A 14861-nucleotide genomic window follows, 5' to 3' on the forward strand; every position below is an offset into this window, starting at 1 on the left:
GTTTTGACCTTTCGGATGCGTTCCGGTGCGGGGAGTGTGCGGTGTCCCGTCGCCCGGCGTGCGATCACCGCCCGATGGGCGTCGCTACGACGGCGGCTTCCCCTCCGACTGGGCCGCCTTCAGGTCGGCGAGCAACTCCGCCTGCCCGGCCAGCACGCCCGACAGGATCGAGCGCGCCACCCGCAGCAGCTCTGCCACTTCCGGGCTGGCCAGCGAGTAGTACACGTTCGACCCCTCCTTCCGCGTCCGCACCAGGTTCGCCCGCCGCAGCACGGCCAGTTGCTGGGACAGGTGCGCCGGCTCGATGCCCACCTCGGGGAGCATCTCCGCCACCGCGTGCTCGCGCTCGCTCAGCAACTCCAGGACGCGGATGCGGGCCGGGTGACCGAGGGTCTTGAAGAACTCGGCCTTCAACCGGTACAGCGGCGTACTCACCGTGCCGTCCCCTCCCCGGCGCAGCAGCACGGCCCCACCGGCCGGGCCTGTGCCCCTCGCGTGCGCCCACTCATCGACAACATGTGCCCCATCCTCGCGTGTCGCACCGGCCACGCCGAATCCACACCTCCGCACCCCGGGCGGCGAGCGCGCCGGCCGGCCCGCGGGACGGGGGTCGGCCCCGGTCGTCCCGTTTCAGAGGGGAAGGGTGATCCAGATGCCCTTGCCGCCGCCGTCGGCGTCGCCGCGGACCACCGCTGTGCCGCCCCGGGCGAGCGTGAGTTCCATGACGGTGGCCAGGCCGCCTTTCCCGGTGCCGGTGACCGCCCCGTACAGCATCGGCTGGTAGGGATGGCGGTCATGGACGCCGAGGACCAGGCAGTCCGGGCCGGCCGCGTAGATCACGGTCACCGTGGGGGAGCTGACGGCGGCATGCCGGACGCTGTTGGTGATCAGTTCGGCGAGGATCAGCAGGGCCGGGTCCACCGCCGGGTGACGCAGAGCGACGCCCCACTCGGCCCAGGCCTGCTCGGCCGTCTCGCGGGCGACGCGTACGGCAGCCGGTTCGGCGGGCAGGGTGAGCACGTGCCGGTGGGGCAGGGCCGAGAGCCGTGCGGACATCACGTCTCCCGTCCGGCGACGCGGAAACCGACGACCGCATGTACCTGCTCCCGCAGGTGCCGGGCGGGACGGGGCAGGGCCAGGCCCCGCCGCGTCGGCGCCGGCCGGCCGGGCGGGCCGGCTTCCGGCAGCCACCGGGCTTCCGCGCCGGGGATCCAGGGCACGGGCGGGGAGGCGGAGGGGTCGCTCATCGCAGTGCTTCCTCGCTGGAGCTCCGGGGTTTCTGCGCGGGAAGGGCGCTCAGGAGGCCGGCCGCCTCCAGATGATCGCGGGCGGCGCGGATCGCCTCCGGGGTGGTGGCGTACTCCCCGCCTTCCTGGCGCAGCAGGTCCAGCGCGCCTACGGAGTCCAGCATCTTGCGCTGGTCGGGGCGTATCCCGGAGGCGACGACGACGATGCCGCGACGCCGCAGCTTCTCCACCGCGTCTTTCAGCATGAGCGCGCCGGTGGAGTCCATCATCGACACACGCGACATCCGCAGGATGACGACGCGTACGTCGGCGACGCCGGTCAGTTCCAGCAGGAAGCGGTGGGCGGCGGCGAAGAACACCGGTCCGTCGATGCGGTAGGCGACGATGTGCTCGGCGAGCAGTGCGTGTTCCTCGGCGCTGTGGTCACCGTCGTCGAGGGGGACCTGGTCGAAACGGGCCTGCTTGGCGACGGCGCGCAGGGCCAGGGCGCCCGCGACGAGGAGACCGAGGAGCACGGCGTACACGAGATCCAGGGCCAGCGTCGCCGCGGCGGTGAGGCCGAGTATGAGGGTGTCGGAACGGGTGGCCTTCGCCATGGCCCTCAGCGAGCCGACCTCCACCATGCGGATCGCGGTGGCCAGCAGAACGCCGGCGAGGGCGGCCAGCGGGATCTTCGAGACGAGGGGTGCCGCCGCGAAGACGATCACGGCGAGGACGGCGGAGTGGGTGAGGGCGGCGAGCCGGGAACCGGCGCCGGTGCGGACGTTGACCGCGGTGCGGGCGATCGCGCCGGTGGCCGGCACCCCTCCGAACAGCGGGGCGGCGATGTTCGCGAGGCCCTGGCCGAACAGCTCCCGGTCGGGGTCGTGCCTGCGCCCGACCGTCATGCCGTCGGCGACCGAGGCGGACAGCAGGGACTCCAGCGCGGCCAGCGCCGCGACCGCCACGGCGGGGGCGAGGAGGGTGTCGAGCGAACCGGGGTCGAGGAAGGACAGCGACGGCGCGGGCAGCCCCGTCGGCAGGTCGCCGATCGGCTTCGCCGCGTCCAGGTGGGCGGACCTGGCGACGACCGTCGCCGCGATCACGGCGAGGATCGAGGACGGCACGGCTGGCCGCCACCGGGCGCCCAGCAGCATGACCGCGGCCACTGCCACCGCGAAGCCGACCGCCGTCCAGTTCGGGTGCTTCGTGAACTCCTGGACGGCACGCCAGGTCACCACCAGCACGCGGTCGCCCTCGGGCTTGGGGACGCCGAGCGCGTTCGGGATCTGCTGCAGGCCGATCACACAGGCGATGCCGAGGGTGAAGCCCTCGACGACGGGGGCGGGCAGGTACCGCACGTACGTGCCGGCCCGCAGCGCGGCCAGGCCGACGAGCATGACGCCTGCCATCAGTCCCACGGTGAGCACCCCGGTGGGCCCGTAACGGCCGACGATCGGGACCAGGACGACGGTCATGGCGCCGGTCGGGCCGGACACCTGCAGCTCGGACCCGCCGAACACCGCGGCGAGCGCACCCGCGACCACCGCGGTCGCCAGTCCCGCTTCGGCCCCGAGGCCGGAGGAGACGCCGAAGCCGAGGGCGAGCGGCAGAGCGACGACCGCCACGGTGAGACCGGCGAGCAGGTCCCGGCGCGGGGCGCACCGGGCCGCGGCCAGGTCGGCGCGACCTGGCAGCAGCGACGCGATCCGGGCCCACACCCGGCTGGACGGTGTGGTCATCACGTGACGGCCTCGGCTTCCCGTGGTTCGGACGGCGGCTCACTGCGTCCCGCGGGCATCCCGGTCGGGATGCGCCGAGCGGCCTCGATGACGTCGGTGACGTCGCTGACGTCGGCGACATCGCCGGCCGGTTCGTGGACGGCGGCGCAGCCGTCGCGGGCCGACGTGGCGATCCCTACGGCCTGGTACGGCGGAACGGACACGATCCCTCGACTTCTTCTGCAAGCCCCCTTCGGGGCGGGCGCGCAAGGCTGTGGCCGCGGCCGACCGCAGACGCAACGTGCAAAGCATCCATGCAATTGCTAAATTTGGCAATTCCGCAGGCGATGTGACCGGGCCCCCGGTCCTCCTTCGTCAGCCTTCTTGCCGGGGCCCGCAGGGCCTCTCGACGATCGTGAGGTTCGCACCGGCCGCCGCTCTCACACACGGCTCGGAGCCTGCTCCGCCCCGGGCTGCCCGAGCCGGCGTGCCGCCTCCCACCGGGTGAGCATCACCAGTGCCGTGCCCAGCGCCAGGCCGGTGGCCGGCAGTACGGGGAACCGGCCGTCGGGTGCGAAGCCGCGCACGGCGAAGCGGCCCAGAGCGGCGGTGTTCATGGCGAGGCCGAGCCACAGCGGCCAGGCACGGCGCAGACCGGCATCCGGGCTGGTCCGCTCGTACAGCATGGCCAGCCCGCGTTCCAACGGCCTCAGCGCGTACACGACACCGGCCAGCACGACGCCGAGCACCATCAGCCACGGCACCCGCAACCCCCACCAGGCCGCGGAACCGAGCGTCGGCTCGGGTGCGAGGCCGGTCAGGTAGAACGCGGCGGCGACCGCCGGCACGGGCAGCATGTGCCACAGGTACAGCGTCATGCTGGCCACCCCCACGGGGCGCACCAGCCGCCACACCCGCTCCCGGCCGAGCAGCCGTCGTACCGGCGGGGCCACGAGGAGGCACAGGCCGACCTGGGCCACCACCCACGCCAGCATCGCCGCCGACGGCGGGTTGGTGTTGCTGGGGTTCTGCCCGGTCACCAGGATCAGGCTGACCGGGAACGGCCCGAGGGTCACGAGCGCGGCGAAGGCCAGTCCGCCGCCCGCCGCCATGGTGAGCGGCACGAGCCGCCGCCCGGTGAGCAGTCCGTCACGCCAGCAGAAGCCCAACTGGTAGGCCACACCCCACACGAGCACGTGGTCGAGCAGTCCGACGTACGGCGCGTGCACCGTCACCACGAGTGCGTCGACCGCCAGGGCGACACCCCCCACCGTCACGGGGACGAGGAGCCCCCGGCGTCGGTGGGCCGCGTGCAGGGCCGGCGTCAGGGCGCTGAGCAGCAGATACACGGGCAGGAACCAGAACTGCATCGCCATCGCCCACCCCACCAGCGCAAGCGTGTCCGCGTCGACGCCGGCCACCGAACACACACCGGTGGCGAGCAGCACCGAGCCGCTGTAGACACCCGTCGGAAGCAGCAGCCGTAGCGCCCGCCGTCCCAGCCACCCGGAGGCCGTGGCCCCCGCAGCCCGGGCACGCGACCAGGAACCGCTCGCGGCATGGCCCCCGGCCAGGAAGAACAGCGGCATGATCTGGAAGAGGAGGGTCAACCACTGGGTCCAGGGAACGGTCGCCAGCAGCTCCGGAGCGGTGATCCGCCCACCGGGCTCCCGGACCAGGGCGGTGATCATCCAGTGGCCGAGCACCACCAGCACGATCGCCCATGCGCGCAGGAAGTCGACGTAGCGGTCTCTGCTCATGGGCCACCATGCTGCCCCGGCTCCCGGCGCCGTCGCGGCGAGAAGCCCATGCCGCAACCATTCCGTGCCCGGTACGGCACCGTCCGCACCGGCACCGTCCGCACGGCACCGTGAGCCGGAGGCCGGCGGAGGCCGGTGGGGGCCGGTCAGGCGTGGGCCCGCCCGTACGCCCGTGCGCCCGTCGCCCGCGGCAGCGGCTGCCCGGATCGCGGAGCGATCCCCGCGCGAGGCGGCGCTCGGGAAGTAATTCGCTGGCGAAGGCTGCCCGTCACGTCTAAGGTCATCAGTGTTCGCGCGGCAACTGGTCGAGTTGTCGCGGGTGTTCGGCATGGTCGAGGAGGTGTGACCGATGGCTGTCTCTGTGATGGGCGCTGCCCGCATCCGGACGTTCGTCAAGTACACCTCCGTGGTCCACGGCTGATCCGACACCTTTCTTCTCCGCGCGCGTACGCGGAAGCCGGGGCCACCCTTGTGAAGGGTCACCCTTGATCTCCAGCTCAGCTTTCGCCTCCCTCGTTCCCTACGGCTGGGACGAGGCCTGGTCCGACGATTTCGCGCCCCACGCGTCCGAGGGCCTGCTGCCCGGCCGCGTCATCCGGGTCGACCGCGGCCAGTGCGACGTCGTCACCGCCGACGGGCCGGTGCGGGCCGACACCGCCTTCGTCACCCCGCACGACCCGCTGCGGGTCGTGTGCACCGGCGACTGGGTCGCCGTCGACCCCGGCGGCAACCCGCGTTACGTACGGACGTATCTGCCGCGCCGCACCGCCTTCGTACGCTCCACCAGCTCCAAGCGGTCCGAGGGGCAGATCCTCGCCGCCAACGTCGACCACGCGGTGATCGCCGTCTCACTGGCCGTCGAACTCGACCTCGGCCGCGTCGAGCGGTTCCTGGCCCTCGCCTGGGAGTCCGGCGCCCAGCCCGTGGTCGTGCTGACCAAGGCCGATCTGGTGCCGGATCCGGTGGCGCTGTCGTATCTCGTGCAGGACGTGGAGACGACGGCGCCGGGCGTACCGGTGCTCACCGTCAGCGCGCTGCACGGCGAGGGGCTCGACGTACTCGTCGCCACGGTCGGCGGCGGTACGTCCGTGCTGCTCGGCCAGTCCGGCGCCGGCAAGTCGACGCTGGCCAACGCGCTGCTCGGCGAGGACGTCATGGACGTCCGGGCCGCGCGGGACGTGGACGGCAAGGGGCGCCACACCACCACCACGCGCAACCTGCTCGCGCTGCCCGGCGGGGGCGTGCTGATCGACACCCCGGGACTGCGGGGAGTGGGGCTGTTCGACGCCGAGGCGGGCGTCGGACAGGTGTTCACCGAGATCCAGGACCTGGCCGGGGGATGCCGGTTCCAGGACTGCGCGCACGAGAGCGAACCGGGGTGTGCGGTGCTGGCCGCCGTCGACTCCGGGGAACTGCCGGTGCGTCGGCTGGAGAGCTACCGCAAGCTGATGCGGGAGAACCAGTGGATCGTCGCCAAGAGCGATGCGCGGGTCCGTGCGGAGCTTCGGCGGGACTGGAAACTGAAGGGCGCCGCCGGCAAGGCCGCGATGGAGGCCAAGCGGAGGGGGTGGCGGTAAGGGGCCGGAGCTGTCGTCGCCGGGCCTGAGGGCTGCCGCCCCCGGGCCCGCGCTTCGGCCTGAACGGTCTCGCCCTCGATCTCCGGACGGGCCGAGCCTCGTCCGGCCGGGGGCGTCAGGCTCATGTCCGTTTTCCGCCAGCCGCGGCCCCGGACCTCGCCCACACTGAACGGCATGAGGGACGAGGACACCAGGTACGAAGCCGTCCGCAGCCGGGACGCGCGGTTCGACGGCGAGTTCTTCTTCGCCGTCGAGACGACCGGGATCTACTGCCGTCCCAGCTGCCCGGCGGTGACGCCGAAACGGCGCAACGTGCGGTTCTTCGCCACGGCCGCCGCCGCGCAGGGAGCCGGGTTCCGGGCCTGCCGGCGGTGTCGGCCGGACGCCGTGCCCGGGTCCGCCGAGTGGAACGTGCGCGCCGACGTCGTGGGCCGGGCGGTGCGGCTGATCGGTGACGGAGTCGTCGACCGGGAGGGCGTCGCAGGGCTCGCCGCGCGGCTGGGGTACAGCGCCCGGCAGGTCCAACGGCAACTCACCGCCGAGCTGGGCGCCGGCCCGGTCGCCCTGGCCCGCGCCCAACGGGCGCACACCGCGCGCGTGCTGCTGCAGACCACCGGGCTGCCGGTCACCGAGATCGCGTTCGCGGCCGGTTTCGCCAGTGTGCGGCAGTTCAACGACACGATCCGCGCGGTGTACGCCGCCACACCGAGCGAACTGCGGGCCGCCGCGCCCGGGGGACCGGCCCGGGGCCGCCGGACCGCCACCCCCGGCGCCGGGATCCCGCTGCGGCTCGCCTACCGGGGGCCGTACCGGTCCGGTGCCGTCTTCGACCTGCTGCAGAGCGAGGCCGTACCCGGTGTCGAGGAGGTGAGCGGCCCGCCCGGCCGCCGCACCCACCGGCGCACGCTGCGGCTGCCGTACGGCACCGGCATCGCCGCCGTGGAGGAGCGCACCGGCGCACCGAGGACGGCACCGGCCGCCCACCCGGGCGGCTGGCTCGACGTCCGGCTGCACCTCACCGACCTGCGGGACCTGACGACCGCCGTGCAGCGGCTGCGGCGGCTGTTCGACCTGGACGCCGACCCGTACGCGGTCGACGAGCGGCTCGGCGCCGACCCGGGGCTCGCCCCGCTGGTCGCCGCCCGGCCGGGCCTGCGCTCGCCCGGCACCGCCGACCCGGCCGAGCTCGCCGTGCGGGCGCTGGTCGGGCGGGCGGAGGCCGAGCGTCTGGTCCTGCGGTACGGCAAGGCGCTGGACGCCCCCTGCGGCAGCCTCACCCATCTCTTCCCCGAGCCCGGCGTACTCGCCGAGGCCGAGCCGCGCGGCACCCTGGGCGCGCTGACCGCCGCGCTCGCCGACGGCAGCCTGCGGCTGGACCCGGGCGCCGACCGGGAGGCCACCGCGGCAGCGCTGCTCGCCCTGCCCGGCATGGACCCGGCGGTCGTCGCCACCATCCGCGCCCGCGCGCTGGGCGACCCCGACGTGTCCCCGCCCGGCACCGCCCTCCCCGACGACTGGCGGCCCTGGCGGTCGTACGCCGTCCGGCACCTGGCCGTGGCGGGGGAGCGGGGGCCCTAGACAGGCACCGCCGTTCTCATCCGGTTCATCTGGATCATCCGGTGGGACCGGACGACACGTCTGCTCCTCCAGCCCCCGGCCGTGGATCCGCAGCGGATGGATGCGGATCACCTCCTCGCTGAACCGAGGGCCCAAGTCGTGGGGGCGGCTGAGGAGTTCGGCTTCGCCGCGGATGTCGACGCCGCGGACCCGCCAGGGGCCGAGGCTGACGATGTCGACGACGAGGGCGACCTCGGGGTTCCGCTGCAGGTCGCGCCACGTGTTGCTGCGGCCCGTCGCGTGAGCGCCGATCAGGATCGTGCCGTCGTCCTGCGGGAAGAAGCCCACGGGGTTCGCCTGCGGTTGACCGTGGGGGTCGACGGTGGCCGGCCGCCCCAGCCGCCGTGATCGGAGACAGGCGCGCTCGGCCGCGCTGAATCCGGTCATGCCGCCGGCCGAACACGCCGGCCGGCCCGTCGCACCGGTTCTCCGGCCCAGGACCGCGGTGCCCCTCGGCGCTCGGCCGTGCGGGTGGGGTCGCGGTGATGCTCCGTCAGTACGTGTACCGCGTGTGGCACGGTCGCCTCCGGCACAACGGTGGGAAGGGCGGGCGCGGGCATGGTCAAGGGCGGGCGGGTCCTCGCGGCGGCTGTCGTCACGCTGATGGGCACGGCGAGCGCGGCGGCCGGGACCGGTTCCGTCCCTCCCCGGGACCTCGCCGTCCGGCGCGCCTGGACCGGCAGCTGGGAGGCGGCGCCCACCGGCACCGGGGCCGCGCTGCCCGGTGCCGCGATCCGCAACGTGGTGCACGTCAGCGTCGGCGGGCGGGTTCTGCGGGTCCGGGTGAGCAACCGGCTCGGCACCGCCGCGCTGACGCTCGGCGCGGTCACGGTCGCCCTGCGGCGGGCGGAGGGCCCGGACGCCGTACCCGGCTCGATGCGCACCGCCACCTTCCACGGCGCCCGCGCGGTCACCGTCCCGCCGGGCCTGGACCTGGTCACCGACCCGGTACGGCTGACCGTACCGGCCGCCGCCGACCTGCTCGTCACCGTCCGCCCCACCGCCACGGGCCCCGCCACCTACCACCGCACCGCCCTGCAGACCGGCTACATCGCTCCCGGCGGTGACGGCGACGACGACGGCGTGGCCGCCGACGAGGACGGCAGCGCGTACACCGTCACCACCGGCCACTGGTACTACGTCACCGGCGTCGACGTCCGCGGCCCGGCCGCCGGCAGCGTCGTCGCGTTCGGCGACTCCCTCACCGACGGCACCGGCACCACCCCCGACACCAACCACCGCTGGCCCGACCTGCTCGCCGGGCGCCTCCGCGCGCTGCCCCCGTCCCGCCGCCCGGGAGTCCTCAACGCCGGGATCGCCGGCAACCGGCTGCTGCTCGACGGCACGGGGCCGAGCGCCCTGGCCCGGCTGGACGCCGATGCCCTGTCGCGGGCCGGGGCGCGGACGCTGATCCTGCTGGAGGGCATCAACGACATCATCAGAGGCACCCCCGGCGCCGGTGACGTCCGGGCCTTCGAGGAGGCCTACCGGACGATCGTGGCCCGCGCGCACGCCCGCGGGATCCGGGTGGTGGGGGCCACCCTCACTCCGTACGGCGGTCATCCGGCCTTCAGCGCGGCGCGGGAGGCGGTACGGGAGCAGGTCAACGCCTTCATCCGGACGAGCGGCGCCTTCGACGCCGTGGCCGACTTCGACGCGGCCGTCCGCGATCCGGGCCGGCCGCATCGGATCCTGCCCGCCTACGACTCCGGGGACCACCTCCACTTCGACGACGCGGGCGCACGGGTGCTGGCCGGCACGGTCGACCTCGCGGGCCTGGTGCGACGGCCCGCGAGCAGGTCCCGTTCGTAGTCGCACGGCGCTTCCGGCGCCGGCGGTCCATCGCCCCTCCCTTCATCAACTCCCGCCCCGCGTACGGCCGTTCGATGGTTCACCCGAGGCATCGTTCAAGGCTGGAAGCCGTACCGGATTTTCCGGATGCCCCGTTTTCATACGGGCCGGGCGGTGGACAATTGGGGGCATGAACCAGCAGGGGGGCAGGCCGATCCGTCACGAGGACGACTGGTGGCGGCAGTTGTACGACGAGTCCACCCCGGACACGGGTCCCACGGCCGCGGCCGATTCCCTGGACGACCGGTTCGCCTCGGCGGCCGGAACGGTCGGCGGCCCGCCGGGCGGAACCGGTCTCCAGGGGGAGCGCACGGACGGAGGTCCCGGCGGACTCGACGAGAACCCCGGTGCCCGGCCCGCGGCGGCGACCGCGCCACCGGAGGCACTCCACGAGAACGCGGTCCCACCGCAGCGCCCCTCGTGGGACCCGCCCCCCGCCGCACCACCCGCCCCCGCGAGTCCGCCGCCCGGCCCGAAGCCTCCCGGGTTCACGGAGGCACCGCACGAGGAAGGCCCGGCGGCGACCGGGTCCCGCGCCCCCGTCGAACCGCCGCCACCGCCCTCGGCGCCACCGGAGCCCGCCGTGCTCCCCTCCGCCCCGGGGGGCACAGTGGAAGTCCCCGGGGGCCTTCACCCCGCGACCCCCGTCGGTCTCCCCGCCCAGCCGCCGCCCCCCGCCGGCGTCGACTACGTCGGCTCGGGGCCGCCGACCTACGACCCGGAACCCACCGCGCTGCCCGCCGCCGACCCGGAGGAACTGGCCGAACTGGTCGCGGACACCGTGCTGGACGGTGCGCGCCACGGGGCCTGCACGCTGCGGGCCGCGTCCGTGCGCGGGGACTCCGCGCGCTTCCGGGGCGAGCCGCGCCGCGACTCGCTGCTGACCGCGCGCTTCGGCAGTGGGGAACAGGCCCTGGTCCTGGTGGCGATGGCGACCGGGGCACGCGCCACGCCGGGCGCGCACCGGGCGGCGGCCGAGGTCTGCCGGTGGATCGGGCGGGCCGTGGGACGCAGTCACGCACGGCTGGCCGAGGACATCCGGGCCGGCCGGCGCGGTGACCTCAAGTCCGGTCTGCACCGGCTCACCGACCGCAGTCTCGGCAGACTCCGCGCCAGCGCCACGGAGCAGGGCGTCGACCCGGAGGAGTACGCGGCCACGCTGCGCTGTCTGCTGCTGCCCGCCCATCCCGACTGCTGTACGCGCGTGTTCTTCGGCGTCGGCGGGGGCGGCCTGTTCCGGCTGCGCGACGGCCAATGGCAGGACATGGAGCCGCAGGTCTCCGCCGCCGCCGAGGCCGGCGAGCCCGTCGTCGGTTTCGGCTCGCCACCGGCCGAGACGCCGGAGGGCGACCGGCTCACCATGGACCTCGGCATACCGACACCGCCGAGCCCCTTCGAACCGGCCCCGCAGCCGCCCCGCGAACCCTTCCGGTTCCGCGCCTCCGTCGCCCGGCCGGGTGACGCGCTGCTGATGTGCACCGAGGGCCTCGCCGACCCACTGCGCGGCGAGGCCGCCCTCTGCGCCTATCTGGCACGACGCTGGTCCGGGAACGCCGCGCCCGGCCTCGCGGCGTTCCTCGCGGACACCCAGGTACGGGTGAAGGGCTACGCCGACGACCGCACGGTGGCCGCGGTGTGGGAGGCGTGACCGGCGCCGTCCCGGACCGGGCACCCCGGCGAGCGGTGGATTCCGGCCAGATTCGGCGGGCCGGCCGCGGTCACCGGGACGGGAAGCGGGTGCCCGACTCCGGCGTGCCGGGGCGCCCGTGACGTACTGGAGGGGCACGTTCGCCCGGAACGCGTTCGCCCCGGTGCTCGAGCCGCGCCTGAGCCGCGGTGCACCCGTGGCTGAACCGCTGGTCGTCAGGGACACGACATGACTGCCCATCCGCTCATGGGGCATGGATCCCCGTGAACGTGTTCGACCAGGAGGGGCAACGGCAACGGCGTGCGGGCGGGGGACATGAAGAGTCAGGCACGAGGGGGCGGTCCCGTGACCATCGGGGCCTCCTCGGCGAGGCAGGCGGGGGAAGATGCCGACGACACGGAACGGACGCGACCGCCCCAACTGAGGCGGAGACTGGGACGGGCGGATCTGCGGGCGGTGCCCGAGGTCCGCAGGGCGTTGCGCGAACTCCTCACCCACTGGGGGAAGCCGGGGCGCTCCGAGGTGGCCGAACTGCTCACCAGCGAACTCGTCACCAACGCGCTCGTGCACACCGACCACGAGGCCGTGCTGACGGCCGTGGTCGGACCGCACGGACTGCGTGTGGAGGTACGGGACTTCGTCGCCCGCAGGCCCCGCCTGTGCATGCCGGACGCCGACGACGGCACGCATGGCCGGGGCCTGCTCCTGGTGCAGTCCCTCGCGGACGCGTGGGGCGTACGGGCCCACGGGGTGGGGAAGGCGGTGTGGTTCGAACTCGACGCGGAGGCCGCGTGAACGGCACCGGGTCCTGAACGGGGCGGGGGCGTGACCCTGAAGGTCACGCCCCCGCCCCGGGTGTCCGGCTCCTGGTGGCTAGCCGAACTGCTGCTCGAGGTCCTTGAGCTTGCGCTCCAGGGAGTCGAGGCGGGGCAGGGCCATGGTGTCGTCCTCCGCGGTCAGGTCCACCGTCAGGGCGTCAGCCCCTTTGCGGACCGGCTGGAGGGACGGCCGTGAGCGTACGGGCAGCGGCTCCGGCGTGGATATGGCAGGCTCCGCGGTGACCTGGACGTCGGTGCGCTCCAGCGTGGCCTGGGTCTCCACCTGACGGCCGCCCCCGCGGCCGGCGAAGCCCCGGTGGCCGCGGCTGATCGCCTTGAGCTGGGCGCGCTCGACCCGCTGCTGGTCGCGGCGGCGACGGCGCGTCTCCTCCTTCTGGCGCTTGTCCTCGCGCACCTCCTCGACCGCCTCGTCCAGGCTGCGCACGCCCTCCAGGAGCATCAGCGACCAGGCCCTGTAGGTCTCACGGGGTGCCCGCATCCAGCGGACGACACGGATCTGCGGCAGCGGACGGGGCACGAGACCCTGCTCGCGCAGCGCGGCCCGGCGGGTCTGCTTCAGGGCGCGGTCGAAGAGCACCGCCGCCGACAGCGACATACCGGAGAAGAACTGCGGGGCGCCCGCGTGGCCGACGCCCCTGGGGGCGTGCACCCAGTTGAACCAGGCGGCGGCGCCGGCGAAGGTCCATACGAGTATGCGGGAGCCGAGTGCCGCGTCACCGTGGCTGGCCTCGCGCACCGCGAGCACGGAGCAGAACATCGCCGCGCCGTCCAGGCCGAACGGGACCAGGTACTCCCAGCCGCCGGTCAGGCCGAGGTTCTGCTGGCCGAAGCCCACCAGGCCGTGGAAGGAGAGGGCGGCGGCGACCGCCGCACAGCAGAACAGAAGGACGTAGGAAGCCGTGCCGTATATGGCTTCCTTGCGCCTGCGGCGCTCCTCGCTGCGCTCCCACGAGTCGTCCGCGCTCGCGTTCTCCCCGGAGGAGCGCTTGCCGCGCGCGAGCACCGCCACCGCCGCCAGCATGCCCAGGAGCAGTACGGCGCCGGGTAGCAGCCAGTTCAGCGATATGTCGGTCAGTCTCATCTGGGGTCCCTTGCATTGGGATAGGGCGTAACGCCCGCCATAGTGGCCCAACCCCACCGGCCCTCAGGGGGTTTCGGGGCAAGAGGCCGCCAAGGAAGCGCAAGGGGATGCCCAGGACGGCGTTCTGCTCGAACTGCCGCTTGAGGGGCGGGAGTTGAGTTCGAATAAGAGTACCCGTACGGATGGTTCCGCGGAAAGTTCCCGCGACGGGTGAGGAATGTGTGAATCACCTGTCCGTGTGCGGGGCGTGCGCCGGATCCCGGTGGGTGCTCCGACCGCGGTGATCCTAGTGCAGAGCGCTGCCGCCCCCGCTCCGAGGGTGCCTCGAGCGGTGACGCCGGGCAGCGGCGGTTCCGGCTCCCGCACGGCCCGCTCCCTCGCCGAGCAGGTGGGCGACGTACCGCAGTCGCAGCGCCGCCGTCAGGGAAGGCTCACCTCACCGGGTCGGTGTGGAAGTTTGAACTGTCGCTCCGTGCGCCTAAGGTGCTTGACGGACGAGTAACAACCCGCCGTAATGACCACAAGTGCCGACAAGCCGGAGGAGGACCCCGTGGAGCAGGGCGCGCAGGGCTCCGGCGACCCGGGCGTGCCCGACCTTCGGTCCGGGGCCCGGGTGCCCCGGCAGCCCCGGGCGCGGGACGTGGACCGGCAGCGCGAGAACCCGCGTCCCCCGGTCGCGCGCGGCGGGCACACGCAAGGTGAACCGTCCCTCCCGCGGTCCCGCTCGGTGGTGCAGCGGTCCTCGGTGCGCGGCCAGATCCTCGACGCCCTGCGCCACGCGCTGGTGGCGGGAGACCTGAAGCCCGGCGAGGTGTACTCCGCGCCGGCGCTCGGGGAGCGGTTCGGGGTCTCCGCGACGCCCGTGCGGGAGGCCATGCAGCAGCTGACCCTGGAGGGCGCGGTGGAGGTCGTGCCCAACCGCGGTTTCCGGGTGGCGGTGCGGGGCGCGCGGGAACTGGCCGAACTGGCCGAGGTACGGGCACTGATCGAGGTGCCGGTGATGATGCGGCTCGCCCGCACGGTGCCCGCCGAACGCTGGGCCGAGCTCAGGCCGCTGGCCGAGGAGACGGCCCGCGCGGCCTCCTCGGGGTGCCCGGCGACGTACGCCGAGTCCGACCGGGCCTTCCACCGGGCGGTACTGGGCCTGTCCGGGAACGAGCAGCTCGTGCAGATCGCGGAGGACCTGCACCGGCGGGCGCAGTGGCCCCTCGTCGGCGGTCCCGTGCGGCAGGGCCCCGCCGACCTCGTCGCGGACGCGGCCGAGCACACGGCCTTGCTGGACGCGCTGATCGCGGAGGACCTGGCGACGGTGCGGGCCCTGGTGGGGGAGCACTTCGCGGGCGCGACCCGAGGAGCACATGGCCCGTTCGGGGCCGAGCGGGGTCAAGCGGCGCAGCCCCCGGCGGGGTGAGGGGGCGGAGCCCCGCGGGGGTCCAGGGGCTCGGCCTAGTGCTGCGACCGGAAAGGTTTGCCGGGAAGCTCGCGGCGTCCGGTGCGGTGCCTCGCAAGGCGGAGCATCACCCGCGTACTGGATGTACTCG

General features: G+C 74.2%; 13 protein-coding genes and 1 pseudogene. 6 read left to right on the forward strand and 8 right to left on the reverse strand.

The window, feature by feature from the left end; genetic code table 11:
- Positions 1-84 precede the first annotated feature (84 nt).
- The 6 genes from ACWC21_RS35315 to ACWC21_RS35340 all read right to left on the reverse strand — a co-directional run bounded on the left by ACWC21_RS35315 (position 85) and on the right by ACWC21_RS35340 (position 4707).
- A complete protein-coding gene (locus ACWC21_RS35315; RefSeq protein ID WP_450887991.1) occupies positions 85-435 on the reverse strand; it encodes an ArsR/SmtB family transcription factor in 351 nt (116 codons plus the stop codon).
- 195 nt (positions 436-630) lie between these two features.
- Positions 631-1056, reverse strand: coding sequence for an ATP-binding protein (locus tag ACWC21_RS35320; RefSeq protein ID WP_450887993.1), 426 nt, complete (start codon positions 1054-1056; stop codon positions 631-633).
- Positions 1056-1247, reverse strand: a complete 192-nt coding sequence (locus ACWC21_RS35325; RefSeq protein WP_450887995.1) for a hypothetical protein — start codon at positions 1245-1247, stop codon at positions 1056-1058. Before ACWC21_RS35325 ends, ACWC21_RS35320 begins: the two co-directional genes overlap by 1 nt.
- A complete protein-coding gene (locus tag ACWC21_RS35330) occupies positions 1244-2968 on the reverse strand; it encodes a SulP family inorganic anion transporter (protein ID WP_450887997.1) in 1725 nt (574 codons plus the stop codon). Before ACWC21_RS35330 ends, ACWC21_RS35325 begins: the two co-directional genes overlap by 4 nt.
- Positions 2968-3171 carry a hypothetical protein gene (locus ACWC21_RS35335; RefSeq protein WP_450887999.1) on the reverse strand — a complete coding sequence of 68 codons (204 nt, stop codon included), beginning with the start codon at positions 3169-3171 and terminating at the stop codon, positions 2968-2970. The genes ACWC21_RS35330 and ACWC21_RS35335 overlap by 1 nt, the downstream gene beginning before the upstream one ends.
- Positions 3172-3387: 216 nt before the next feature.
- Complete coding sequence (locus tag ACWC21_RS35340) at positions 3388-4707, reverse strand: acyltransferase family protein (protein ID WP_450888001.1); 1320 nt, start codon at positions 4705-4707, stop codon at positions 3388-3390.
- 485 nt (positions 4708-5192) lie between these two features.
- Between ACWC21_RS35340 and rsgA the strand changes: the two genes are divergently transcribed.
- Positions 5193-6284, forward strand: coding sequence for a ribosome small subunit-dependent GTPase A (rsgA, locus tag ACWC21_RS35345; protein ID WP_450888003.1), 1092 nt, complete (start codon positions 5193-5195; stop codon positions 6282-6284).
- Positions 6285-6458: 174 nt separating this feature from the next.
- On the forward strand, positions 6459-7862 hold the full coding sequence (locus ACWC21_RS35350) for a DNA-3-methyladenine glycosylase 2 family protein (protein WP_450888005.1): 1404 nt from the start codon (positions 6459-6461) through the stop codon (positions 7860-7862).
- A 60-nt stretch (positions 7863-7922) separates the two neighbouring features.
- On the opposite strand, the pseudogene ACWC21_RS35355 reads toward ACWC21_RS35350, so the two are convergent.
- Positions 7923-8288, reverse strand: a pseudogene (locus ACWC21_RS35355) (PPOX class F420-dependent oxidoreductase); the annotation flags it as partial.
- 171 nt (positions 8289-8459) lie between these two features.
- Between ACWC21_RS35355 and ACWC21_RS35360 the strand changes: the two are divergent.
- From ACWC21_RS35360 to ACWC21_RS35370, 3 genes are all read left to right on the forward strand, one after another.
- Positions 8460-9713, forward strand: a complete 1254-nt coding sequence (locus tag ACWC21_RS35360; RefSeq protein ID WP_450888007.1) for an SGNH/GDSL hydrolase family protein — start codon at positions 8460-8462, stop codon at positions 9711-9713.
- A 169-nt stretch (positions 9714-9882) separates the two neighbouring features.
- Complete coding sequence (locus ACWC21_RS35365) at positions 9883-11400, forward strand: protein phosphatase 2C domain-containing protein (protein WP_450888009.1); 1518 nt, start codon at positions 9883-9885, stop codon at positions 11398-11400.
- A 345-nt stretch (positions 11401-11745) separates the two neighbouring features.
- Positions 11746-12195 (forward strand): ATP-binding protein, encoded by a 450-nt coding sequence (locus ACWC21_RS35370; protein ID WP_450888011.1) that lies wholly within the window; start codon positions 11746-11748, stop codon positions 12193-12195.
- A 78-nt stretch (positions 12196-12273) separates the two neighbouring features.
- Here ACWC21_RS35370 and ACWC21_RS35375 read toward each other — a convergent pair whose 3' ends face one another.
- Positions 12274-13320 (reverse strand): DUF2637 domain-containing protein, encoded by a 1047-nt coding sequence (locus ACWC21_RS35375; protein ID WP_450888013.1) that lies wholly within the window; start codon positions 13318-13320, stop codon positions 12274-12276.
- Between the two features lie 550 nt (positions 13321-13870).
- Between ACWC21_RS35375 and ACWC21_RS35380 the strand changes: the two genes are divergently transcribed.
- On the forward strand, positions 13871-14731 hold the full coding sequence (locus tag ACWC21_RS35380; protein WP_450888023.1) for a GntR family transcriptional regulator: 861 nt from the start codon (positions 13871-13873) through the stop codon (positions 14729-14731).
- The last annotated feature ends 130 nt before the right edge of the window (positions 14732-14861 follow it).

The sequence above is a fragment of the Streptomyces sp. NPDC001348 genome, assembly GCF_053597535.1.